The sequence below is a fragment of the Enterobacter cloacae complex sp. XAL002 genome (assembly GCF_049236805.1).
Taxonomy (GTDB): Bacteria; Pseudomonadota; Gammaproteobacteria; order Enterobacterales; family Enterobacteriaceae; genus Enterobacter; species Enterobacter intestinihominis.
Genome location: NZ_JBMKJN010000033.1, coordinates 26,060 through 48,996 on the forward strand (window position 1 = coordinate 26,060; position 22,937 = coordinate 48,996).

Here is a 22,937-nt window from a genome sequence, read left to right on the forward strand (position 1 = left end):
GAAAACGCTATGCCAAACATTGTCTTATGCCGCATTGATGAACGCCTGATCCACGGTCAGGTGGGCGTACAGTGGGTGGGGTTTGCGGGGGCGAACCTGGTGCTGGTGGCAAATGACGAGGTTGCAGACGATCCGGTTCAGCAAAACCTGATGGAGATGGTGCTTGCGGAAGGCATCGCCGTGCGTTTCTGGTCCCTGCAAAAAGTGATCGACAACATTCATCGCGCCGCCGATCGGCAGAAAATTCTGCTGGTTTGTAAAACACCGGCTGATTTTTTAACGCTGGTCGAGGGCGGCGTGCCCATCACCCGTATCAACGTCGGAAATATGCATTACGCCAGTGGCAAACAGCAAATTGCCAAAACGGTATCTGTAGACGCGAACGATATCGCCGCGTTTAACGGCCTGAAGGCGGCCGGAGTGGAATGCTTCGTTCAGGGCGTTCCAACAGAGACTGCTTTGGATCTCTTTAAACTGCTCTGAGGGATTCACAATGGAAATCAGTCTGTTGCAGGCTTTCGCGCTGGGGCTTCTCGCCTTTATCGCGGGCCTGGATATGTTTAACGGCTTAACACACATGCACCGTCCGGTGGTGCTCGGGCCACTGGTTGGCCTGATTCTGGGCGATCTGCACACCGGAATTCTGACCGGCGGTACGTTAGAACTGGTCTGGATGGGTCTCGCGCCGCTGGCGGGTGCGCAGCCGCCAAACGTGATTATCGGCACCATCGTTGGCACCACATTTGCCATTACCACAGGCGTGAAACCGGATGTCGCGGTTGGGGTCGCCGTGCCGTTTGCCGTGGCGGTTCAGATGGGGATCACTTTCCTCTTCTCGGTGATGTCCGGCGTGATGTCCCGCTGCGATCGCATGGCGGCTAACGCAGACACCCGTGGTATTGAACGGGTCAACTATCTGGCACTGCTGGCGCTCGGCGTCTTCTACTTCCTGTGTGCGTTTCTGCCCATCTACTTCGGGGCTGAACACGCGAAAACCGCCATTGATGTCCTGCCGGAACGTCTGATCGACGGTCTGGGCGTCGCGGGCGGCATCATGCCAGCGATCGGCTTCGCCGTGCTGCTGAAGATCATGATGAAAAACGTCTACATCCCTTACTTCATTATCGGCTTTGTCGCCGCGGCCTGGCTGAAACTGCCGGTGCTGGCGATTGCCGCGGCTGCGCTGGCGATGGCGCTGATCGACCTGCTGCGCAAATCGCCTGAACCGACGGCGCCTGCGGCCCAGAAAGAGGAATTTGAAGATGGCATCTAATCCAACCACCCTGCCGGGCGTGTCTGAAAGTGAAGAGACGCTGCTGACCGGCGTGAATGAAAACGTCTACGAAGACCAGAGTATTGGCGCTGAGCTAACGAAAAAGGATATTAACCGTGTCGCCTGGCGTTCCATGCTGCTACAGGCCTCGTTCAACTACGAGCGAATGCAGGCCTCCGGCTGGCTGTATGGGCTACTGCCCGCGCTGAAAAAGATCCACACCAATAAGCGGGACCTGGCGCGCGCCATGAAAGGCCATATGGGCTTCTTTAACACCCACCCGTTCCTGGTGACCTTCGTCATCGGCATTATTCTGGCAATGGAGCGTTCCAAGCAGGATGTGAACAGCATCCAGAGCACTAAAATTGCCGTCGGTGCACCGCTCGGTGGCATTGGTGACGCCATGTTCTGGCTAACCCTGCTGCCTATTTGCGGGGGGATTGGCGCCAGCCTGGCGCTACAGGGATCCATTCTTGGCGCCGTGGTCTTTATCGTGCTGTTTAACGTGGTGCATCTCGGCCTGCGTTTTGGTCTGGCGCACTATGCCTACCGGATGGGGGTCGCCGCGATCCCGCTGATCAAGGCCAACACCAAAAAGGTTGGTCATGCTGCGTCCATTGTCGGGATGACGGTGATTGGTGCGCTGGTGGCAACCTATGTGCGCCTGAATACCACACTCGAGATTAAAGCCGGGGATGCGGTCGTCAAACTGCAAACCGACGTGATCGACAAACTGATGCCCGCCTTTCTGCCGCTGGTCTACACCCTGACCATGTTCTGGCTGGTACGCCGTGGCTGGAGCCCGCTGCGCCTGATTGGTATCACCGTGGTGCTGGGCGTTGTCGGTAAATTCTGTCACTTCCTGTAAAAGCAAAGAGGTTGCGATGTTAGGCATTATTTTGACGGGTCATGGCGGTTTTGCCAGCGGGCTGGAACAGGCGATGAAGCAAATCCTCGGCGAACAGCCGCAGTTTATCGCCATCGATTTTCCGGAAAGCTCCACCACTGCGCGGCTGACCGCGCAGCTTGAGCAGGCAGTGAATGATTTGGACGCAGAGCACGATATCGTGTTTCTCACCGATCTTCTCGGCGGTACGCCGTTTCGTGTGGCCTCTACCCTCGCGATGCAACACCCCGGCAGCGAAGTGATCACCGGCACCAATCTCCAGCTTTTGCTGGAGATGGTTCTGGAGCGCGACGGGTTAAGCAGTGAAGCATTTCGTTTGCAGGCGCTGGAGTGCGGCCATCGCGGCCTGACCAGCCTGGTGGATGAGCTTGCACGCTGTCGCGAGGAAGCGCCCGCCGAGGAAGGGATATGAGCCAGCTGCTGCGCGCGCGTCGTCTGCTTACCGGGCAGGGCTGGCTGGATGACCATCAGTTGCGCATGGATAGAGGCGTCATCACCGCCATCGAGCCGATTCCGGCAGGGGTTAACACCCGCGAGGCAGACCTGCTTTGCCCGGCATACATTGATATCCACGTCCACGGCGGCGCGGGTGTGGATGTGATGGATGATGCCCCCGACGTGCTGGACCGGTTAGCCATGCATAAAGCGCGTGAAGGCGTGGGGGCGTTTCTGCCTACCACCGTCACCGCTCCGCTGGAGGCGATCCATAGCGCGTTACGGCGCATTGCCCGACGCTGTCATGTCGGTGGCCCCGGTGCGCAGGTCCTGGGCAGCTATCTGGAAGGCCCGTACTTTACGCCGCAGAACAAAGGGGCACATCCGCAAGGACTGTTTCGCGAACTGGATCTCGCGGAACTTGATGATCTGATTGCGGTTTCGCAGAACACGCTGCGGGTAGTGGCGCTTGCTCCGGAAAAAGCGGAAGCCCTGAAGGCGATCCATCACCTCAAGCAAAAAGCGATACGCGTCATGCTGGGCCACAGCGCCGCTACATACGCGCAAACCCTGGCCGCATTTGATGCAGGCGCAGCCGGGCTGGTGCACTGCTACAACGGCATGACGGGGTTACACCACCGGGAGCCCGGCATGGTTGGCGCTGGCCTTACGGACCCACGCGCGTGGCTGGAGCTTATTGCCGACGGGCATCACGTTCATCCTGGAGCCATGCGGCTGTGTTGTTGCTGCGCGAAGGATCGTACGGTGCTGATTACCGATGCCATGCAGGCGGCGGGTATGCCTGATGGGGGCTATACGTTGTGTGGTGAAAGTGTCGAGATGCAGGGCGGCGTTGTCCGCACGGCCTCAGGCGGGCTGGCGGGCAGCACGCTCGCGCTGGATGCCGCCGTGCGAAATATGGTGGAGCATACGGGGGTCGCCCCAGAGCAAGCTATCCATATGGCTTCACTGCATCCCGCCCGTCTGCTCGGTATGGATCACTTGCTGGGATCGTTAGCGCCTGGCAAACGCGCCAATATTATTGCACTGGATGCGGGTTTACACCTCCGGCAGATTTGGATCCAGGGTCAGGCTCTTTCCCTGTAGCCCTTTCACAGTGTGCCCTGTTGGCCTTACGGAAGACGATCGTAAGGCCTTTCTTTTCCTTTCCTTGATTTTCTCCTTTCCTTTCGCGATCACACTTTTCGTTTTATTTCTTTTACGCCATTGAACTTTTGATTTCTTTTCTATAGATTTTATTTAACAGCTAAAGTGAACAAGTGAAACGAAACGAAAGATAGCGACACGTTTGCCAGCGTCTGATGTGGAATTCACACGACTAAGGACTGAGTTATGCCACAAACCACTACCGCCGCCACCGGCACCTGGACCGAAAAAGAGATCCGCCAGCAGCCAGCCAGCTGGCTTCGCTCGCTCAACAATATTGATAACCTGCGCGCGTCGATCGACAGTTTTCTGACACCACTGTTGCGCAAGCCCGATCTGCGGATCGTTCTGACCGGCGCGGGCACGTCCGCTTTTATCGGCGACATCATTGCGCCATGGCTTGCCAGCCACACGGGGAAAAACATCACCGCGATACCTACGACCGATCTGGTCACCAACCCGATGGATTATTTCAGCCCTGCGCACCCGCTGCTTCTGGTCTCTTTCGCCCGTTCTGGCAATAGCCCGGAGAGCGTCGCCGCCGTTGAGCTGGCGAATCAGTTCGTACCGGAGTGCTACCACCTGTCGATCACCTGTAATGAAGCGGGCAGCCTGTACCAGAATGCCGTCGACAGCGATAACGCCTGCGCTCTGCTCATGCCAGCCGAAACGCACGATCGCGGGTTCGCGATGACAAGCAGCATCACCACCATGATGGCGAGCTGCCTGGCGGTATTCGCACCGGAAACGATCAACAGCAAAACGTTCCGGAACGTGTCCGATCGCTGTCAGGCGATCCTCACATCGCTTGGCGATTTCAGCCCCGGCGTCTTTGGTAACGAACCGTGGAAACGCATTGTTTATCTGGGCAGCGGTGGATTACAGGGCGCCGCACGGGAGTCTGCGCTGAAAGTGCTGGAGCTGACCGCCGGCAAACTGGCGGCATTCTACGATTCGCCAACGGGTTTCCGTCACGGGCCTAAGTCGCTGGTGGACAGCGAAACGCTGGTCGTCGTGTTTGTCTCCAGCCATCCGTACACGCGTCAGTACGATCTGGATCTGCTCGCCGAGCTGCGTCGCGATCGTCAGGCTATGCGGGTAGTAGCCATTGCAGCCGAAACGGATCCGGTCATTGAAGCTGGCCCGCATATCCTGCTGCCGCCTTCTCGTTCATTTAACGATATGGAGCAGGCGTTCTGCTTCCTGATGTACGCCCAGGTCTTCGCACTGACCCAGTCTCTGCACGTTGGCAATACGCCAGATACGCCATCCGCCAGCGGTACGGTTAACCGTGTGGTCCAGGGCGTCGTTATTCATCCGTGGCAGGCTTAAGAGGACAGGCTCATGAGTATTATTTCCACCAAATATCTTTTGCAGGACGCACAGGCAAAGGGCTATGCCGTTCCGGCCTTTAACATTCATAACGCCGAGACGATCCAGGCGATCCTCGAAGTCTGTAGCGAAATGCGATCCCCGGTGATCCTCGCGGGTACGCCGGGGACGTTTAAACATATTGCGCTGGAAGAGATCTACGCCCTGTGCAGCGCATATTCCCTTACTTATGACATGCCGCTGGCGCTACACCTCGATCACCACGAATCGCTGGATGACATTCGCCGCAAAGTCCATGCCGGCGTACGTAGCGCAATGATCGACGGTAGCCATTACCCCTTCGAACAAAACGTCAAGCTGGTGAAATCGGTCGTCGATTTCTGTCACCTCAACGACTGTAGCGTCGAGGCCGAACTGGGCCGACTGGGTGGAATGGAAGATGACATGAGCGTCGACGCCGAAAGCGCGTTCCTGACCGACCCGCAGGAAGCAAAACGCTTTGTCGAACTGACAGGCGTGGACAGCCTCGCCGTTGCCATCGGAACCGCGCACGGCCTCTATACCAAACGCCCAAAAATCGACTTCCAGCGGCTGGCCGAGATCCGCGAGGTAGTGACAGTGCCGCTGGTACTGCACGGTGCGAGCGATGTTCCGGATGAGGATGTGCGCCGCACCATTGAGCTGGGCGTCTGCAAAGTTAACGTCGCAACAGAGCTGAAAATCGCCTTCTCTGACGCAGTCAAAGCCTGGTTTGCCGAGAACCCACAGGGCAACGATCCGCGCTTCTACATGCGCGTCGGCATGGATGCCATGAAAGAGGTGGTCAGAAGCAAAATCACCGTTTGCGGCTCGGCGAACCGGCTGCTGCTTCCGGCTGAAGCCTGAACCCATCGCGCATAACGTTAGTACCTAAAAAATAACTATAAGCCTCGCAAATATGAAGGCGCGTCCTTAAGCCGGACAGCGCCTTCCATTATCCTAAAAATCCGAGGAGTCCCTACATGACACAGGAAAAGTCGTTTAAATCGAAAGCGTGGGAGTTTTTCCAGAGCCTGGGAAAGACGTTTATGTTCCCGGTTTCGCTATTGGCCTTTATGGGGTTGTTGTTAGGTATCGGTAGTTCTGTCACCAGCCCTTCCACCATCAAAAGTTTTCCCTTTCTGGGCGGCGAGTTAACGCAGCTCACCTTTGGTTTTATCGCCATGGTCGGCGGCTTTGCATTTACCTATCTGCCGCTGATGTTTGCCATGGCGATCCCAATGGGCCTTGCCAGGCGTAATAAAGCGGTGGGCGCTTTTGCCGGATTCGTTGGTTACATGCTGATGAACATGAGCATCAACTACTACCTGACCGCCACCCACCAGCTTGCGGATGCCGCCACCATGAGACAGGTGGGACAATCCATCGTGCTTGGCATTCAAACGCTGGAGATGGGCGTGCTCGGCGGCATTGTGGTAGGGGTGATCACCTACTTCCTGCACGAACGCTTCCAGGACACGGTGCTGCACGACGCATTTGCCTTCTTTAGCGGCATTCGTTTTGTTCCGATTGTTACCGCCCTCACCCTGTCGCTGGTCGGCCTGGTCATCCCCCTGCTGTGGGAATATGTGGCAATGGGCATTGCCGGGATTGGTCATATCATCCAGAGCACCAGCGTCTTTGGGCCGTTCCTGTATGGCGTGGGCGTGCTGCTACTCAAACCTTTTGGCCTGCATCACATTCTGCTGGCGATGGTGCGCTTCACCCCGGCGGGCGGCATTGAGATGGTTAACGGCCAGGAAGTGGCCGGTGCGCTGAACATTTTCTACGCCGAGCTGAAAGCGGGTCTGCCGTTTAGCCCGCACGTTACGGCATTTTTATCGCAAGGGTTTATGCCGACCTTTATCTTCGGCCTGCCTGCCGTGGCTTACGCTATCTACCGCACCGCGCGCCCGGAAAACCGTCCGGTGATTAAAGGGCTGCTGCTTTCAGGCGTGCTGGTTTCAGTTGTCACGGGTATTTCAGAGCCGATTGAGTTCCTGTTCCTGTTTATTGCCCCTGTGCTTTACGCGTTTCATATCGTTATGTCTGGCCTGGCGCTGATGGTGATGGCGCTGCTCGGCGTCACCATCGGCAACACTGACGGCGGTATTCTGGATCTGCTGATCTTCGGCGTCATGCAGGGGATGTCGACCAAATGGTATCTGCTGTTCCCGGTGGGTATTGCCTGGTTTGCTATCTACTTCTTCGTCTTCCGCTGGTACATCCTCAAGCACGATATAAAAACGCCAGGCCGTGAGGTTGACGCGCAGGGTGCGCTCCAGGCGGTGGAAGCCAATACCCGGGCACGTGGAAAATCAAAATACGATCATGGGCTTATTCTTCGCGCGCTTGGCGGTAAAGAGAATATTGAGTCGCTCGACAACTGCATTACCCGCTTACGTCTGGTGGTGAAAGATATGGGGCTTATCGACCAGCAGGCGCTGAAGGCCGCTGGCGCCTTGTCAGTCGTGGTGCTTGATGCCCACAGTGTTCAGGTGATCATCGGCCCGCAGGTGCAGAGCGTCAAATCCGGCATTGAAGCCTTAATTTAACAGGGGGTCGTTGTGTTTGATTTCGACAGAATCATTGAGCGTAAAAGCGATAAATGCCGTAAATGGGATCATGCGTTTGTGTGTTCGCGTTTCGGTGATGTCCCGGAGGGATTTATCCCGCTGTGGATAGCAGACATGGATTTCACCTCGCCACCCGCCGTGATTGAAGGCTTTCAGCGCATCGTGGAGCATGGCACCTTCGGTTACACCTGGTGCTTCGACGAATTCTACGATGCGGTCATCGCCTTCCAGCGCACCCGTCATCAGGTTGAGGTGCATAAGTCATGGATCACCCTGACCTACGGCACCGTTTCTACGCTGCACTATACGGTTCAGGCGTTCTGCAATCCCGGCGACTGCGTGATGATGAACACCCCGGTGTATGACCCGTTTGCGATGGCGACACAGCGACAGGGCGTGCGGGTGCTTGCAAATCCGCTGAGCGTGAAGGAAAACCGCTATCAGCTGGATTTTAATCTGATTGAAGTTCAGCTCAAAACTCACCGTCCAAAACTGTGGTTTTTCTGCTCGCCGCATAACCCCTCGGGCCGCATCTGGCGCGCGGATGAGATACGCCAGGTGTCCGATCTCTGTAAGCGCTACGGCACGATTCTGGTGGTTGATGAGGTTCACGCCGAGCACATTCTGGACGGTACATTCGTCAGCTGTCTGACTTCGGGCTGTGCCGCCCAGGACAACCTGATTGTGCTGACCTCCCCCAATAAAGCCTTCAACCTTGGCGGGCTAAAAACATCCTACTCAATGATTCCAGACGATTCGCTGCGCCAGCGTTTCCGCCAGCAGTTGGAGAAGAACTCCATTACCTCGCCGAATATCTTCGGCGTGTGGGGGATTATTCTGGCCTATCAGCAAGGTCTGCCATGGCTCGACGCGCTGAATGGTTATCTGCGCGGCAATGCCCGCTACCTTGCGGATGCCATCCAGACCCACTTCCCTGCATGGAAGATGATGAGCCCGGAGTCGTCGTATCTCGCCTGGATAGACGTCAGTGCGGACGATCGCAGTGCGACGGCGCTAACCCAACATTTCGCCAAACAGGCTGGCGTGGTCATCGAAGATGGCAGCCACTACGTACAAAACGGCGAAAACTACCTGCGTATTAACTTCGGCACCCAGCGCTACTGGCTGGAACAGTCCATCAACCGAATGCTGAAGCATTACTGATAAGGATCTTACCCCGATGAAAACAAGGCTCACTCTCTCGCTGCTGGCTCTCTGTGTTTCTCATGGCGCGGCGGCAGCAAACTACGCGCTCAGTAACAACAATATTGCCCTTTCGTTTGATGATGCAAATGCAACGGTAGTGGTAACGGACAGCAAAGCTAACCATCCGCTCACGCCACAGGAGTTGTTCTTTCTGACACTGCCGGATGAAACAAAAATCCACACCGCTGATTTCAAAATCAAGCACGTCGAAAAGCAGGGCAACGCGATAGTCATCGACTTTACGCATCCGGATTTTAACGTAACGGTGAAACTGAACCTGGTGAAGGGAAAATACGCCAGCATCGGCTACACCATCGCCGCCGTCGGGCAGCCGCGGGACGTAGCGAAAATGACCTTCTTCCCGACGAAGAAGCAGTCTCAGGCACCTTACGTTGACGGGGCGATTAACAGCTCGCCAATCGTGGCCGACTCGTTCTTCATCCTGCCAGACAAACCGATTGTGAATACTTACGCTTATGAAGCCACCACGAACCTCAACGTGGAGCTGAAAACGCCAATTCTGCCTGAGACACCGGTCAGTTTTACCACCTGGTTCGGCACTTTCCCGGAAACTAATCAGCTGCGGCGCAGCGTAAACCAGTTTATCGATGCCGTGCGCCCGCGGCCTTATAAGCCTTATCTGCACTACAACAGCTGGATGGACATTGGCTTCTTTACTCCTTACTCCGAGCAGGATGTCATTGGGCGGATGGACGAATGGAATAAAGAATTTATTGCCGGACGCGGGGTGGCGCTGGACGCGTTCCTGCTGGACGATGGCTGGGACGATCGCACCGGACGCTGGCTGTTTGGCCCGGCATTCAGCAACGGTTTTGGCAAAGTCAGGGAAAAAGCCGATAGCCTGCATAGCTCGGTTGGGCTGTGGCTTTCACCGTGGGGCGGTTACAACAAGCCGCGCGATATTCGCGTCTCGCATGCAAAAGAGTATGGTTTCGAAACCGTAGACGGCAAGCTGGCGCTGTCGGGGCCGAACTACTTTAAAAACTTTAACGATCAGATCATTAAGCTGATCAAAAACGAGCACATTACCTCGTTCAAGCTCGACGGAATGGGTAACGCCAATTCGCATATCAAGGGCAGCCCATTTGCATCGGATTTTGACGCGTCCATTGCCCTGCTGCACAACATGCGCAGCGCAAACCCGAACCTGTTTATCAACCTGACCACCGGGACCGACGCGAGCCCGTCCTGGCTGTTCTATGCTGATTCAATCTGGCGTCAGGGCGATGATATCAACCTGTACGGTCCCGGCACGCCAGTGCAGCAGTGGATGACCTACCGGGATGCCGAAACTTATCGCTCCATCGTACGCAAAGGCCCGCTGTTCCCGCTGAACTCCCTGATGTACCACGGGATCGTCAGTGCAGAGAACGCTTACTATGGACTGGAGAAAGTACAAACGGACGGTGATTTTGCCGATCAGGTCTGGAGCTACTTCGCGACCGGAACTCAACTTCAGGAGCTGTACATCACGCCGTCCATGCTTAACAAGGCGAAGTGGGACACCCTGGCACAGGCGGCGAAGTGGTCGCGTGAGAATGCCAGCGTGCTGGTGGATACGCACTGGATTGGCGGTGACCCAACTTCGCTTGAGGTTTACGGCTGGGCCTCATGGAGTAAAGACAAAGCGATTTTTGGTTTACGCAACCCGTCGGATAAGCCGCAACGTTACTACCTGGATTTAACCAAAGATTTTGAGATCCCGGCAGGAGAGCGCTCGCAGTTTACCCTGAAAGCCGTGTACGGCAGTAATTCGACCGTACCAGAGGAGTATAAAAACGCTGTGGTGATTACGCTGCAACCGCTGGAAACGCTGGTGTTTGAGGCGATGCCGGGAAAATAGTGAGGCTTTGACACGGTGTAGGCCGGGTAAGGCGAAGCCGCCACCCGGCAAAACAGGCGGCAGGGGCTTACTCCCCCTGCTGCTCCAGCGCATATTTATACAGCGCATTTTTCTTCACGCCGTGGATCTCCGCCGCCAGCGCCGCCGCTTTTTTCAGGGGGAGTTCAGCCTGTAGCAGGGCCAGCGTACGCAGCGCATCGGCAGGCAGGGCGTCTTCCTGCGCTTTATGCCCTTCGACAATCAGCACCATTTCGCCCTTGCGGCGGTTCTCATCCTCTTTCACCCATGCCAGCAGTTCGCCAACCGGCGCGCCGTGAATGGTTTCCCAGGTTTTGGTCAGCTCGCGCGCCAGCACCACGTAGCGGGATTCGCCCCAGACGGTAACCATATCCTCCAGGCTTTCCAGCAGGCGGTGGGTTGATTCGTAAAAAATCAGGGTACGCGGCTCTGCTTCCAGATCCTTTAACACGTCGCGACGGCCTTTGGATTTAGCAGGCAGGAAACCTTCGTAGCAGAAACGATCGGACGGCAGGCCCGCCGCACTTAATGCGGCAATAGCAGCACACGGCCCCGGCAGCGGCACAACGCGGATCCCTGCTTCACGGCAGGTGCGCACCAGATGGTAACCCGGATCGTTGATAAGCGGCGTACCCGCATCGGAGACCAGCGCGATGTTCTGCCCTTCTTTCAGCTTCGCCACCAGCGTTTCGGCTTTTTGTTGCTCATTGTGATCGTGCAGGGCAAACAGACGGGCGTTAATGGCAAAGTGCTGCAGCAGTAAACCGGTATGACGGGTGTCTTCAGCAGCAATTAAATCAACAGCTTGCAATACAGTGAGTGCACGTTGGGTAATATCAGACAAATTCCCGATAGGAGTAGGTACAATATAAAGCTGGCCTTGAGAATTATCTGCCGTTTCGTGTTGTTTCATTGTTTCGTCCGTATTGCCGATTTAATATTGAGCATTGCGTAAAAAAATCACTGGATACAGTATGGTACCGTTAACGTTTCTTCGTAAAAAAGCCGCGCACAGCGTGCCCCTCCTGCTGGCAGCTCTGATCTTTACAGGCTGCGGCACTCAGGCACCCGACCAGAGCACTGCTCATATGCAGGGATCCGCTCAGGCTGATTCTGGCTTTTATCTGCAACAAATGTCGCAGAGTTCAAATGATACCAGGATCAACTGGCAATTACTCGCCATTCGTGCACTGCTGAAGGAAGGAAAAACCCAGCAGGCCGCCGAGCTGTTCAGCCAGCTGCCGCAGGATCTTAACGACGATCAGCGCCATGAGCAGACGCTGCTGTCGGCAGAACTGAAGGTCGCTCAGAAAGATTTCGACGGCGCGAAGAAGATCCTGGGCACTATCGAACTGAGCGCGCTGGATAAGAATCAGCAGGCCCGTTTCTGGCAGGCCGGTATCACCGCTGAGCAGGGTCGCCCCTCCCTGACGCTTCTCCGCGCGCTGATTGCCCAGGAGCCTCTGCTCGCGGGTGCGGACAAGCAGAAAAATATTGACGCAACCTGGCAGGCACTCGCCTCCATGACCCAGGATCAGGCCAGAGCGCTGGTGATCAACGCCGATGAAAATGTCCTGCAAGGCTGGCTGGATCTGCAACAGATGTGGTTCAACAACCGCAGCGATCCGAACATGCTGAAAGCCGGCATTACCGACTGGCAAAAGCGCTACCCGCAAAACCCGGGAGCAAAAATGCTGCCAACGCAGCTGGTGAACGTGCAAAACTTTAAGCCCGCCTCCACCAGCAAAATCGCCCTGCTGCTGCCGTTAAACGGCCAGGCAGCGGTGTTTGGCCGCGCCATTCAGCAAGGTTTTGAAGCCGCGAAAAACGGCACTACCGCCGTCACCGGCAGCGCCGTTCCGGCGCAGGCAGCACAGGCGGCGAATGTGAATGACGTCGTCAGTCCGTCAGCCGCCGAAACCAGCGACCTGACCACCCCGCAAACCCCTGCCCAGGGCACCATGCAGAATCCGGTTACCGCCCCAACGACGCAACCCGCTACCTCAGCGCCTGCGGCAACACAGGCCCCGGCTGAAACCCCGGCGCCCGCGACGGCAGAACAACCTCAGCCGCAAACCGCGCAGCCGGAACAGCAGCCAGCAGCCCAGCCGCAGGCTGTGGCCACCACCAGCGCTGACCCTGGTGCAGAGTTGAAAATCTACGACACCAGCGCCCAGCCGCTTGACCAGGTGCTGGCGCAGGTTCAGCAGGACGGGGCCAGCATCGTTGTCGGCCCGCTGTTGAAAAACAACGTGGAAGCGCTGATGAAGAGCAACACCACGCTGAACGTGCTTGCGCTTAACCAGCCTGAGCAGGTTCAGAACCGCGCCAATATCTGTTACTTCGCCCTCTCTCCGGAGGATGAAGCCCGCGATGCGGCCCGTCATATTCACGAGCAGGGCAAGCAGGCGCCGCTGCTGCTGATCCCACGCAGCACGCTGGGCGACCGCGTTGCCAACGCCTTTGCGCAAGAGTGGCAGACCCTTGGCGGTGGCGTGGTGTTGCAGCAGAAATTTGGCTCAGCTTCCGAACTGAGAGCGGGCGTGAACGGCGGGGCAGGTATTGCCCTCAACGGTAGCCCGGTATCCGCCAGCCTGCCGCAGCAGCAGAGCGTCACCATCGGCGGTCTGACGATCCCAGCCCCCCCTACCGACGCGCAAATCAGCGGCGGCGGTAAAGTGGATTCGGCATACATCGTCGCTACGCCGGAAGAGATCGCCTTTATCAAACCAATGATCGCCATGCGTAACGGCAGCCAGAGCGGCGCAACGCTCTACGCCAGCTCCCGCAGCGCACAGGGTACCGCAGGCCCGGATTTCCGTCTGGAAATGGAAGGACTGCAATACAGCGAGATCCCTATGCTGGCAGGCAGCAACCCGCTGTTGATGCAGCAGGCGCTGGGCGCGGTGCGCAATGATTATTCCCTGGCGCGTCTGTACGCGATGGGCGTCGATGCCTGGGCGCTGGCAAACCACTTTACCCAGATGCGCCAGGTACCGGGCTTTGAGCTTAACGGGAATACCGGCGATCTGACCGCCGATCAGGATTGTGTGATTAACAGGAAGTTATCATGGCTCAAATACCAGCAGGGGCAGATCGTCCCGGCCAGTTAAGCCGCAAAGAGACCGGCGACGCGTGGGAGCTAAAAGCGCGCCGCTGGCTTGAAGGCAAAGGACTGCGCTTTGTCGCCGCCAACGTTCGCGGGCGCGGCGGCGAGATTGACCTGATTATGAAAGACGGTCAAACCATCGTGTTTGTTGAAGTACGCTACCGACAGTCGTCCCGTTTTGGCGGTGCTGCCGCCAGCGTGACGCTCGCCAAACAACAAAAATTATTACAGACTGCCCACTTGTGGCTTGCCCGCCATAATGGGAGTTTTGATACTGTGGATTGCCGTTTCGATGTGGTAGCCTTCACCGGAAATGCGATCGACTGGCTTAAAAACGCGTTTGGCGAAGACGCATAAATAAGATTTTAAAGGGATACCGTGCTCGAACGAATAAAAGTGTGCTTCACAGAAAGCATTCAAACGCAGATTGCCGCAGCGGAAGCCCTTCCGGACGCGATCTCGCGTGCAGCGATGACGCTGGTTCAGTCGCTGCTCAACGGCAACAAAATCCTCTGTTGTGGCAATGGCACGTCCGCCGCCAACGCACAGCATTTTGCTGCCAGCATGATCAATCGCTTCGAAACCGAGCGACCGAGTTTACCAGCCATTGCACTAAACACCGATAACGTGGTCTTAACTGCGATTGCCAACGATCGTCTGCATGACGAAATTTACGCCAAGCAGGTGCGCGCCTTAGGCCATGCCGGAGACGTGCTGCTGGCGATCTCCACGCGCGGTAACAGCCGGGATATCGTTAAGGCGGTTGAAGCGGCAGTAACCCGGGACATGACGATTGTCGCCCTGACCGGTTACGACGGCGGTGAGCTGGCTGGCCTGCTGGGGCCGCAGGATGTGGAGATCCGCATTCCTTCGCACCGTAGCGCCCGCATCCAGGAGATGCATATGCTCACGGTGAACTGCTTATGCGATCTGATCGATAACACGCTTTTCCCTCACCAGGATGATTAAGGAGTTCTCATGAAGGTTTTATCGGCCCTTGCAGTCGTGATGTCTGCATTACTGCTTCAGGGATGCATCGCTGCCGCTGTAGTCGGTACCGCAGCGGTCGGCACCAAAGCAGCGACCGATCCGCGTACCGTTGGGACGCAGGTGGATGACGGTACGCTTGAGCTGCGCGTAAACAGTGCGCTGTCGAAAGACGAACAGATCAAGAAGGAAGCACGCATTAACGTGACGGCTTATCAGGGTAAAGTTCTGCTGGCAGGCCAGGCGCCAACCCCTGAACTCGCCTCGCGCGCCAAACAGATCGCGATGGGCGTAGAAGGTACGGCGGAAGTGTTTAACGAGATCCGCCAGGGCCAGCCGATTGGTCTCGGCACCGCGTCATCTGATACCTGGATCACCACCAAAGTGCGTTCCCAGCTGCTGGGTACCGACCAGGTGAAATCCTCAAACGTGAAAGTAACCACTGAGAACGGCGAAGTGTTCCTGCTGGGCCTGGTGACAGAACGTGAAGGGAAAGCGGCGGCGGATATCGCCAGCCGGGTGAGCGGCGTGAAGCACGTCACCACAGCCTTTACTTATATCAAGTAATTCACACCTGACTGTAAGCCCGGTAAGCGCCAGCGCCACCGGGCTTTCTTTCACACCAGCGCCATACTCCCCACAATCACTCCGCTCAACGCCACCAGCCCCGCCGTCAGCCACAGCGCTTTCGCCGGGAATGACTTACGCAGCATGATCAGCGACGGCAGGCTCACCGCCGGCAGCGTGATGAGCAGCGCCAGCGCCGGTGCGGTACCCATGCCAGCCATCATCATGGTCTGAATAATCGGGATCTCCGCCGCGGTTGGGATCACAAACAGGCAACCGGCCACCGCCATCGCAATCACCCACATCAGCGTGTTGTCGATAGCGCCATCCGCATGCGGGAACAGCCAGACGCGCGCCGCCCCGAGCACCAGTACGGCCAGGATATAGACCGGGATTGTGCTCCAGAAAAGCTGCCACAGCGCTTTGCCCCAGCGAGCTAAGAAACTGCCCTGCGGATCGCTGAGGTCCAGCTCAACGGAGGCAGGCCCGGCCTCGTTGTCTTTCACCAGGTGCTGCACCAGCGTAGCGACAAGCACCACCGTCAGCAGGCCAGCCGCCAGACGGATAAACGCGAAATGCCAGCCGAGAACGAAGCCCATAAACACCAGCGTTGCCGGGTTCAGCAGGGGGTTACCCATCCAGAAGGCAAGCGCGCCGCCCATCGACACGCGCTGTCGGCGCATACCCGCCGCCACCGGTGCAGCGCAGCAGGAGCACATCATGCCCGGCAGGGAGAAAATCGTTCCCAGCAGCGTGCCCTGCAGGCGCGGTTGTCCCAGGGTTTTTATCAGCCAGTTACGCGGGATAAGTACCTGAATCAGCGAGCCCAGCAATACGCCCAATACCGCCGCTTTCCAGACGGCAAGAAAATAGACCATTGCGTAATCCCACGCCGCGCGAAGCGGGCTGGAATCGGCCTGCGCGAGAATCGATTTACCGATGCTGTGGGTGTCGGCGGCGGTGAAGGCTTTACCGTAGTACGGCTGCCATTTCACATACCAGAGGCCAATGATGACCACGAGAAAGAAGAGTGCGGGCTTCCACCACTGAACAGGTGTTGCCGCCTGAGATGAAGACTGACCAGTCATACCATTCCCCGGAAGGTGTTATTTAATAAGCCGGGGAAGTTTACGCCTCGCCCTGCGCGATTTCACGCAGTTTTGCCGAAGGGATAATATTAACCCCCTCTTGCGACGGAGCCAGTGCCTCTTTCAGCATCGCCTGCGCGACATCCCGCGCCTCGATGGACTTCCAGTTACCGGGCAGGATGCGAAACAGCGGAGCGAAAAAAGACTCGTTAAAACGCCGTTCGTCGCGGTGGCCCATCAGCATGGAAGGCCGTACGATGGTCAGGCGCTCCCATTGCTGCGCGATTAACGCCTCTTCCATTTTGCCCTTCACCTGGTTGTAAAAAAACGGCGAGCCTGCGTTCGCGCCGTGCGCGCTGACCACCAGGAAATGCTTAGCACCCAGCTTCTTGGCCGTCAGGGCGGTATCTACCACCAGCGTGTAATCTGCATGGACAAAGGCTTCTTTACTGCCCGCTTCCCGTCGGGTGGTGCCAAGGCAGCAAAAGGCGATATCAATGGGATCCTGCACCTGCGCCAGCGCGTCGGTAAGCTGGGGATCGTGCGGGTTATAGACGCCGGTGATATCCAACAGCGGGCGACGCGTCGGGGCGGCGATATAGTTGATATGCCGATCCTGGATCAGCAGCCGCAGCAGATGTCCACCCACCAGCCCGGTTGCGCCGGTAATCAGTACCTGACTCATCTTGTCCCCTTTACAGAATTGTCCGTTTGCGATCTGGGCCTGCTCTACCACACTTAAAAGTCTGTTACCGGTAAGTATTTACCACAAACGGGAAAAAAACAGTCTGAAGCGAAAACAACGGAGGAAGCATGGGTAAAAAAATCGCAGTCTTGATTACCGACGAGTTTGACGATTCAGAATTTACGTCGCCAGCAGAGGCATTCCGCAAGGCGGGCCACGAGGTGGTCACCATCGAAAAAGAAGCGGGTAAAACCGTGAAGGGCCACAAGGGTGAAGCCAGCGTGACCATTGACGAATCCATTGATAACGTCAGCCCGTCGGATTTCGACGCCCTGCTGTTACCGGGCGGCCATTCACCGGATTCCCTGCGCGGGGACGAGCGTTTCGTCACCTTTACCCGTGACTTCGTCGGCACCGGTAAACCGGTGTTTGCCATTTGCCACGGTCCGCAGCTGCTGATCAGCGCCGAGGTGGTACGCGGGCGTAAGCTCACCGCGGTGAAACCGATCGTTATCGATCTGAAAAACGCCGGTGCCGAGTTCTACGATCAGGAAGTGGTGAACGATAACGATCAGCTGATCACCAGCCGTACGCCGGACGATCTTCCAGCGTTTAACCGCGAAGCGCTACGCCTGCTCGGTGCGTAACCAGTGCAGCTTCTTGCCAAAGCCCAGGGTGTTGTCGGTAAATTTCAGCTCATCGAGGCGGATTTCCCACACCGGGGCTTTTAGCGCTGCGGCCACCGGGAAGCGGCGCGTATAGCGTTTACGCTGGGCGTCGCTTTCCTCACCTTCCAGGCGACGAATTTCGCCTTTGAACTGGACCCCGCGGATCAGCGCAACGGTTTTAGGCTGACCATTTACCGTGCCCGCCACTTTTGCCTGTTGGCCCGTCATCTGCGCATGCCGCGTTTTGTCTTCGCTCATCACGTAAAAGGCCACGCGCTCGGGATCGTAGTAATAAAAGGCATTTGCGCACCACATCTCCTCGTCTTTACAGACGCACCAGGTCACAACATGCTGCTTTGCCAGCCAGCGGTTAATGGCGGCCAGTGTTTCCATTTTCGCTCTCTCTCATGCTATGGTGCGTTCACCTTAACATACTGAATCTGTTTACCGTGTGCTGGTTTCTCTATCTTGTCCGAACCGCTGATAACGCACTCTACACCGGGATCACTACCGATGTGGCACGGCGTTTTTTACAACATCAAACGGGAAAAGGGGCGAAAGCACTGCGGGGGAAAGGTGAACTTCAGTTGGCGTTTTCAGCCGCCGTGGGCGACAGATCCCTGGCGCTCAGGCTGGAATACCGCATCAAGCAGCTGACGAAGCGCCAGAAAGAGCGTCTCGTCAACGGGGACGGCTCTTTCGAGGCGCTACGCGAAAGCCTGCTTAAAAACGATTGAAATGATCGTGGTACTCCACCAGACCGGTAACGCCGTCGAGCGAATCGTCCGCCAGAGGATGTACCAGGAAAGATGTTTCCGTGCCTGGCCAGTGGCAGCGCAGATCGTATCTGGACGCTGGCTCAAAGCCTAAACGCTCGTAGAACGCCGGATCGCCCAGAACGACGACAGCGGCATAGCCGAATTCATTCAGGGAATCCAGCCCTTCATAGACCAGCTGGCGTGCCAGGCCCTGTCCACGGTAGTTTTCATCCACCGCCAGCGGCGCCATGCCGACCCACTGTAACTCTTCGCCCTGCACAATCACCGGACTGAACGCCACGTAGCCGACCACCTGCCCCTCATCGTCGGTGGCAACCAGGCCCAGCGTAATCAGGCCATCTTCGCGAAGATCGTGAACCAGTTGAGCTTCGGCGTCGCCTGCAAAAGAGCGGCGTAACAACGCATCGATACCCGGCGCATCAATCCCAATTTCGACTCGAATCAGCATGGTTCACCTACTGAAGTGTGTTTACTGTCCGGCGGGGTTTTTAGCCCGGCCTCAACGAAATCTGCCATTTGCATCAACATCATACGCAGTGCGTTCGGCATCTGCTCCAGCTCAATGGCATCCATTAAATTTTTGACGTACAGACCGAGCTCCGTGTCGCCTTCAATCACCAGACGACGCTGGAAGAAGAGGGTGTCCGGATCCTGTTTGCGCGCGGCGATCATCAGCAGATCGCTGGCATCCGCGCTAAAGCTGACATCCGCCTCGGCGGTTTCACGGACGATAAGCCGATCGTTCTCTACGGAAGTAAACCAGCGCAACCCGATATCGCGTACTTCAATCTTTAACCAGCGGCCTTCCAGAAACTCAAGCTCACCGTCCTGTAGCGCCTGGCGGAACTGCCAGCTCAGTACCTGTTCCAGCACCTGGCGTTTAAGCGCGAACGGCGCCAGTTTTACCGGCACGCTCAGCATTGATGGGCCAAATTGTACGAGACGTGAACGCAGTTTATCCAGCACGAGCTTTACTCCCTGATAGCTATAGTCCTGCTATTTTGCCATATCCCGACAAGAAGATAGCGGCGTAAATCAACAAACCGTTGTCCGGTATACCTCATTATTGGTGCCATCAATACGCCATTAGCTGCCTTAAATCAAAAATTGTCGCGTATGGGTTAATTAAAATCCCAGCTCGTTAACATTTTTTACGATCCCTGCGATCGACAACATCGGGATAAATTATGGAGCTGCTCTGCCCTGCCGGAAACCTTCCGGCGCTTAAGGCGGCCATCGAAAATGGGGCCGATGCGGTCTATATCGGGCTGAAAGATGATACCAATGCCCGCCATTTTGCGGGTCTTAACTTTACGGAGAAAAAGCTTCAGGAAGCCGTTAACTTCGTTCACCAGCACCGGCGCAAACTGCACATCGCCATCAATACCTTTGCCCATCCTGATGGCTACGCCCGCTGGCAGCGCGCCGTGGATATGGCGGCCCAGCTGGGCGCCGATGCGTTGATCCTGGCCGACCTCGCTATGCTTGAGTATGCGGCAGAACGTTATCCGCATATTGAGCGCCACGTCTCTGTTCAGGCATCGGCCACCAATGAAGAGGCCGTGCGTTTTTATCATCGACACTTTGACGTGGCTCGCGTGGTGCTGCCGCGCGTGCTCTCTATTCATCAGGTTAAGCAACTGGCGCGCGTCACGCCAGTGCCGCTGGAGGTTTTTGCCTTCGGCAGCCTGTGCATCATGGCCGAAGGCCGCTGCTATCTTTCTTCCTATCTTACCGGGGAATCGCCAAATACCGTCGGTGCCTGCTCGCCTGCCCGCTTCGTTCGCTGGCAGCAAACGCCGCAGGGACTGGAGTCGCGCCTGAATGATGTGTTAATCGACCGCTATCAGGACGGTGAAAACGCGGGCTACCCGACGCTGTGCAAAGGCCGCTATCTGGTGGACGGCGAGCGCTACCACGCGCTGGAGGAGCCCACTAGCCTCAACACGCTGGAGCTGCTGCCGGAACTGCTGGCCGCCAACATTGCCTCGGTGAAAATCGAAGGCCGCCAGCGTAGCCCGGCCTACGTGAGCCAGGTGGCGAAGGTGTGGCGTCAGGCCATCGACCGCTGCATGGCGGACCCGCAAAACTACGCCCCGCAGGCGGCCTGGATGGAGACGCTCGGCGCGATGTCCGAAGGCACGCAAACCACGCTCGGCGCGTATCACCGTAAATGGCAGTGAGATAATCATGAAATATTCATTAGGGCCGGTGCTTTACTACTGGCCAAAAGAGACGCTGGAAGTTTTTTACCAGCAGGCGGCTAACAGCAGCGCCGATGTGATTTACCTCGGCGAAGCGGTGTGCAGCAAGCGCCGCGCCACCAAAGTGGGCGACTGGCTGGATATGGCGAAAAGCCTGGCCGGCAGCGGCAAGCAGGTGGTGCTCTCGACGCTGGCGCTGGTGCAGGCGTCCTCTGAACTGGGCGAGCTGAAGCGCTACGTCGAAAACGGTGAGTTCCTGCTGGAGGCGAGCGACCTGGGCGTGGTGAACATGTGCGCCGAGCGTAAGCTGCCGTTTGTCGCCGGACATGCGCTGAACTGCTATAACGCGGTGACCTTGCGCCTGCTGCTCAAACAGGGGATGACACGCTGGTGCATGCCGGTTGAGCTCTCCCGCGACTGGCTGGTCAACCTGCTAAATCAGTGTGACGAGCTGGGCATTCGCAATCAGTTTGAAGTCGAAGTGCTGAGCTACGGCCATCTGCCGCTGGCCTACTCTGCCCGCTGCTTCACCGCGCGTTCCGAAGATCGCCCGAAAGACGAGTGTGAAACCTGCTGCATTAAGTACCCGAACGGACGCAGCATGCTGTCACAGGAGAATCAGCAGGTGTTTGTCCTCAACGGCATTCAGACTATGAGCGGTTACGTCTATAACCTCGGCAACGAGCTGGCGTCAATGCATGGGCTGGTGGATATGGTGCGTCTTTCGCCGCTCGATACCGGCGTGTTCACCATGCTGGACGCCTTCCGTGCCAACGAAAACGGCGCCTCGCCGCTGCCGCTGACGGCAAACAGCGACTGCAACGGTTACTGGAAACGTCTCGCCGGGCTGGAATTGCAGGGGTAAAAAAGCTCACTTTGTTAACAACGGTTATCATTTTTTAATGCAGTATTAAAGATTGACCGTCGACAAAGTGAGCTGTTATGACTGACAAAACCATTCCGTTTTCGGTGCTGGATCTGGCACCGATTCCACAAGGCTCCTCGGCAAGAGAAGCCTTTTCGCACTCTCTGGATCTGGCTCAGCTTGCCGAAAAACGTGGCTATCACCGCTACTGGCTGGCGGAGCATCATAATATGGTGGGCATCGCCAGCGCCGCCACCTCAGTACTGATTGGCTATCTGGCGGCGAATACCACTACTTTGCACCTTGGCTCCGGTGGCGTGATGCTGCCGAACCATGCCCCGCTGGTGATTGCCGAGCAGTTTGGCACCCTGAATACACTCTACCCCGGTCGCATTGATTTGGGTCTTGGCCGCGCGCCGGGCAGCGACCAGCCGACCATGCGCGCCCTGCGTCGCCATATGAGCGGCGATATCGACAACTTCCCGCGTGATGTAGCGGAGCTGGTAGACTGGTTCGATGCGAGCGATCCTAACCCGCACGTGCGCCCGGTGCCGGGCTACGGCGAGAAAATCCCGGTGTGGCTGTTAGGCTCAAGTCTGTACAGCGCACAGCTTGCCGCACAGCTGGGGCTGCCGTTCGCGTTCGCTTCCCACTTCGCACCGGATATGCTGCATCAGGCTCTGCATCTCTACCGCACAAACTTCAAGCCTTCCGAGCGTCTTGAGAAGCCGTATGCGATGGTGTGCATCAATATCATTGCCGCCGACAGCAACCGCGACGCGGAATTCCTGTTTACCTCCATGCAGCAGGCGTTTGTGAAGCTGCGTCGCGGCGAGACGGGCCAGTTGCCACCACCGGTAGAAAATATGCATCAGCTGTGGTCGGCCTCCGAGCAGTATGGCGTGCAGCAGGCCCTGAGCATGTCGCTGGTGGGTGATAAGGCGAAGGTGCGTCACGGTCTGGAGGCAGTGCTACGAGAAACGCAGGCGGATGAAATTATGGTCAACGGCCAGATTTTCGATCATCAGGCGCGTCTGCATTCATTTGATCTGGCGATGCAGGTGAAAGAGGAGTTGGTGGGGTAGTTTTTTGCCGGATGGCGGCTTCGCCTTATCCGGCCTACGCGATCCCTGTAGGCCCGGTAAGCGTAGTGTATGACCGGATACATAGGTAACAGATCAGACCGGGA

At 57.0% G+C, this 22,937-nt stretch carries 25 protein-coding genes; 19 read left to right on the top strand and 6 right to left on the bottom strand.

The features are described from left to right. The first annotated feature begins 9 nt into the window (after positions 1-9). The 10 genes from agaV (at position 10) to ACOT0L_RS21880 (ending at position 10,778) form a co-directional block, all read left to right on the top strand. A complete protein-coding gene (agaV, locus tag ACOT0L_RS21835) occupies positions 10-483 on the top strand; it encodes a PTS N-acetylgalactosamine transporter subunit IIB (RefSeq protein ID WP_003861728.1) in 474 nt (157 codons plus the stop codon). 10 nt (positions 484-493) lie between these two features. Beyond that, the gene (gene agaW, locus ACOT0L_RS21840) at positions 494-1,273 is read left to right on the top strand and encodes a PTS N-acetylgalactosamine transporter subunit IIC (RefSeq protein ID WP_003861730.1); all 780 of its coding nucleotides are present in this window, start codon (positions 494-496) and stop codon (positions 1,271-1,273) included. Further along, positions 1,263-2,141 carry a PTS N-acetylgalactosamine transporter subunit IID gene (gene agaE, locus ACOT0L_RS21845; RefSeq protein WP_022649494.1) on the top strand — a complete coding sequence of 293 codons (879 nt, stop codon included), beginning with the start codon at positions 1,263-1,265 and terminating at the stop codon, positions 2,139-2,141. Before agaW ends, agaE begins: the two co-directional genes overlap by 11 nt. A 16-nt stretch (positions 2,142-2,157) precedes the next feature. After that, positions 2,158-2,592 carry a PTS galactosamine/N-acetylgalactosamine transporter subunit IIA gene (agaF, locus tag ACOT0L_RS21850; protein ID WP_032626392.1) on the top strand — a complete coding sequence of 145 codons (435 nt, stop codon included), beginning with the start codon at positions 2,158-2,160 and terminating at the stop codon, positions 2,590-2,592. Continuing rightward, positions 2,589-3,722: an N-acetylglucosamine-6-phosphate deacetylase gene (gene nagA, locus ACOT0L_RS21855; protein WP_063147853.1), complete on the top strand. Its 1,134-nt coding sequence runs from the start codon at positions 2,589-2,591 to the stop codon at positions 3,720-3,722. Before agaF ends, nagA begins: the two co-directional genes overlap by 4 nt. A gap of 246 nt (positions 3,723-3,968) precedes the next feature. Then, positions 3,969-5,114: an SIS domain-containing protein gene (locus ACOT0L_RS21860; protein ID WP_126504245.1), complete on the top strand. Its 1,146-nt coding sequence runs from the start codon at positions 3,969-3,971 to the stop codon at positions 5,112-5,114. A 12-nt stretch (positions 5,115-5,126) separates the two neighbouring features. Beyond that, positions 5,127-5,999: a tagatose-bisphosphate aldolase subunit KbaY gene (gene kbaY / locus ACOT0L_RS21865; RefSeq protein WP_108367872.1), complete on the top strand. Its 873-nt coding sequence runs from the start codon at positions 5,127-5,129 to the stop codon at positions 5,997-5,999. Between the two features lie 116 nt (positions 6,000-6,115). Then, complete coding sequence (gene malX, locus ACOT0L_RS21870; RefSeq protein ID WP_022649499.1) at positions 6,116-7,687, top strand: maltose/glucose-specific PTS transporter subunit IIBC; 1,572 nt, start codon at positions 6,116-6,118, stop codon at positions 7,685-7,687. Between the two features lie 12 nt (positions 7,688-7,699). Then, entirely contained in the window at positions 7,700-8,872 is a 1,173-nt protein-coding gene (locus tag ACOT0L_RS21875) for a MalY/PatB family protein (protein ID WP_126504243.1), read from the top strand. Positions 8,873-8,888: 16 nt separating this feature from the next. Further along, positions 8,889-10,778: an enterotoxin gene (locus ACOT0L_RS21880; protein WP_126291458.1), complete on the top strand. Its 1,890-nt coding sequence runs from the start codon at positions 8,889-8,891 to the stop codon at positions 10,776-10,778. Positions 10,779-10,845: 67 nt separating this feature from the next. On the opposite strand, the gene rsmI is transcribed toward ACOT0L_RS21880, so the two are convergent. Continuing rightward, positions 10,846-11,709 (bottom strand): 16S rRNA (cytidine(1402)-2'-O)-methyltransferase, encoded by an 864-nt coding sequence (rsmI, locus tag ACOT0L_RS21885; protein WP_063146524.1) that lies wholly within the window; start codon positions 11,707-11,709, stop codon positions 10,846-10,848. 61 nt (positions 11,710-11,770) lie between these two features. Between rsmI and ACOT0L_RS21890 the strand changes: the two genes are divergently transcribed. The 4 genes from ACOT0L_RS21890 to dolP are packed head-to-tail and all read left to right on the top strand — an operon-like array spanning position 11,771 to position 15,459. After that, positions 11,771-13,909 (top strand): penicillin-binding protein activator, encoded by a 2,139-nt coding sequence (locus ACOT0L_RS21890; RefSeq protein ID WP_126504241.1) that lies wholly within the window; start codon positions 11,771-11,773, stop codon positions 13,907-13,909. Further along, positions 13,867-14,262 (top strand): YraN family protein, encoded by a 396-nt coding sequence (locus ACOT0L_RS21895; protein WP_022649504.1) that lies wholly within the window; start codon positions 13,867-13,869, stop codon positions 14,260-14,262. Before ACOT0L_RS21890 ends, ACOT0L_RS21895 begins: the two co-directional genes overlap by 43 nt. A 21-nt stretch (positions 14,263-14,283) precedes the next feature. Next, positions 14,284-14,874: a DnaA initiator-associating protein DiaA gene (diaA, locus tag ACOT0L_RS21900; RefSeq protein ID WP_003861754.1), complete on the top strand. Its 591-nt coding sequence runs from the start codon at positions 14,284-14,286 to the stop codon at positions 14,872-14,874. A 9-nt stretch (positions 14,875-14,883) separates the two neighbouring features. Further along, positions 14,884-15,459 carry a division/outer membrane stress-associated lipid-binding lipoprotein gene (gene dolP / locus ACOT0L_RS21905; RefSeq protein WP_022649505.1) on the top strand — a complete coding sequence of 192 codons (576 nt, stop codon included), beginning with the start codon at positions 14,884-14,886 and terminating at the stop codon, positions 15,457-15,459. Between the two features lie 50 nt (positions 15,460-15,509). On the opposite strand, the gene ACOT0L_RS21910 is transcribed toward dolP, so the two are convergent. Both ACOT0L_RS21910 and ACOT0L_RS21915 read right to left on the bottom strand, forming a co-directional pair. Then, positions 15,510-16,547 carry a permease gene (locus ACOT0L_RS21910; protein WP_023307055.1) on the bottom strand — a complete coding sequence of 346 codons (1,038 nt, stop codon included), beginning with the start codon at positions 16,545-16,547 and terminating at the stop codon, positions 15,510-15,512. A 40-nt stretch (positions 16,548-16,587) separates the two neighbouring features. Further along, a complete protein-coding gene (locus ACOT0L_RS21915; RefSeq protein WP_022649507.1) occupies positions 16,588-17,232 on the bottom strand; it encodes an NAD(P)H-binding protein in 645 nt (214 codons plus the stop codon). 128 nt (positions 17,233-17,360) lie between these two features. Between ACOT0L_RS21915 and ACOT0L_RS21920 the strand changes: the two genes are divergently transcribed. Next, positions 17,361-17,879, top strand: coding sequence for a type 1 glutamine amidotransferase domain-containing protein (locus ACOT0L_RS21920; RefSeq protein WP_421637272.1), 519 nt, complete (start codon positions 17,361-17,363; stop codon positions 17,877-17,879). On the opposite strand, the gene ACOT0L_RS21925 is transcribed toward ACOT0L_RS21920, so the two are convergent. Further along, positions 17,859-18,293 carry a YhbP family protein gene (locus ACOT0L_RS21925; RefSeq protein ID WP_022649508.1) on the bottom strand — a complete coding sequence of 145 codons (435 nt, stop codon included), beginning with the start codon at positions 18,291-18,293 and terminating at the stop codon, positions 17,859-17,861. The two genes, ACOT0L_RS21920 and ACOT0L_RS21925, sit on opposite strands and share 21 nt — an antisense overlap. Positions 18,294-18,307: 14 nt before the next feature. Between ACOT0L_RS21925 and ACOT0L_RS21930 the strand changes: the two genes are divergently transcribed. Continuing rightward, on the top strand, positions 18,308-18,637 hold the full coding sequence (locus ACOT0L_RS21930) for a GIY-YIG nuclease family protein (protein WP_003861768.1): 330 nt from the start codon (positions 18,308-18,310) through the stop codon (positions 18,635-18,637). Here ACOT0L_RS21930 and ACOT0L_RS21935 read toward each other — a convergent pair. Together ACOT0L_RS21935 and ubiT are read right to left on the bottom strand one after the other, a co-directional pair. Then, positions 18,624-19,127, bottom strand: coding sequence for a GNAT family N-acetyltransferase (locus tag ACOT0L_RS21935; protein WP_022649509.1), 504 nt, complete (start codon positions 19,125-19,127; stop codon positions 18,624-18,626). The genes ACOT0L_RS21930 and ACOT0L_RS21935 overlap by 14 nt on opposite strands. Then, positions 19,121-19,645: a ubiquinone anaerobic biosynthesis accessory factor UbiT gene (ubiT, locus tag ACOT0L_RS21940; RefSeq protein ID WP_023307057.1), complete on the bottom strand. Its 525-nt coding sequence runs from the start codon at positions 19,643-19,645 to the stop codon at positions 19,121-19,123. The genes ACOT0L_RS21935 and ubiT overlap by 7 nt, the downstream gene beginning before the upstream one ends. Positions 19,646-19,866: 221 nt before the next feature. Between ubiT and ubiU the strand changes: the two genes are divergently transcribed. The 3 genes from ubiU to ACOT0L_RS21955 all read left to right on the top strand — a co-directional run bounded on the left by ubiU (position 19,867) and on the right by ACOT0L_RS21955 (position 22,833). Continuing rightward, positions 19,867-20,862 (top strand): ubiquinone anaerobic biosynthesis protein UbiU, encoded by a 996-nt coding sequence (gene ubiU / locus ACOT0L_RS21945; protein WP_003861773.1) that lies wholly within the window; start codon positions 19,867-19,869, stop codon positions 20,860-20,862. Between the two features lie 7 nt (positions 20,863-20,869). After that, on the top strand, positions 20,870-21,748 hold the full coding sequence (locus ACOT0L_RS21950; protein ID WP_023307058.1) for a U32 family peptidase: 879 nt from the start codon (positions 20,870-20,872) through the stop codon (positions 21,746-21,748). Between the two features lie 77 nt (positions 21,749-21,825). Then, on the top strand, positions 21,826-22,833 hold the full coding sequence (locus tag ACOT0L_RS21955) for a luciferase-like monooxygenase (RefSeq protein WP_022649512.1): 1,008 nt from the start codon (positions 21,826-21,828) through the stop codon (positions 22,831-22,833). Positions 22,834-22,937: the final 104 nt, after the last annotated feature.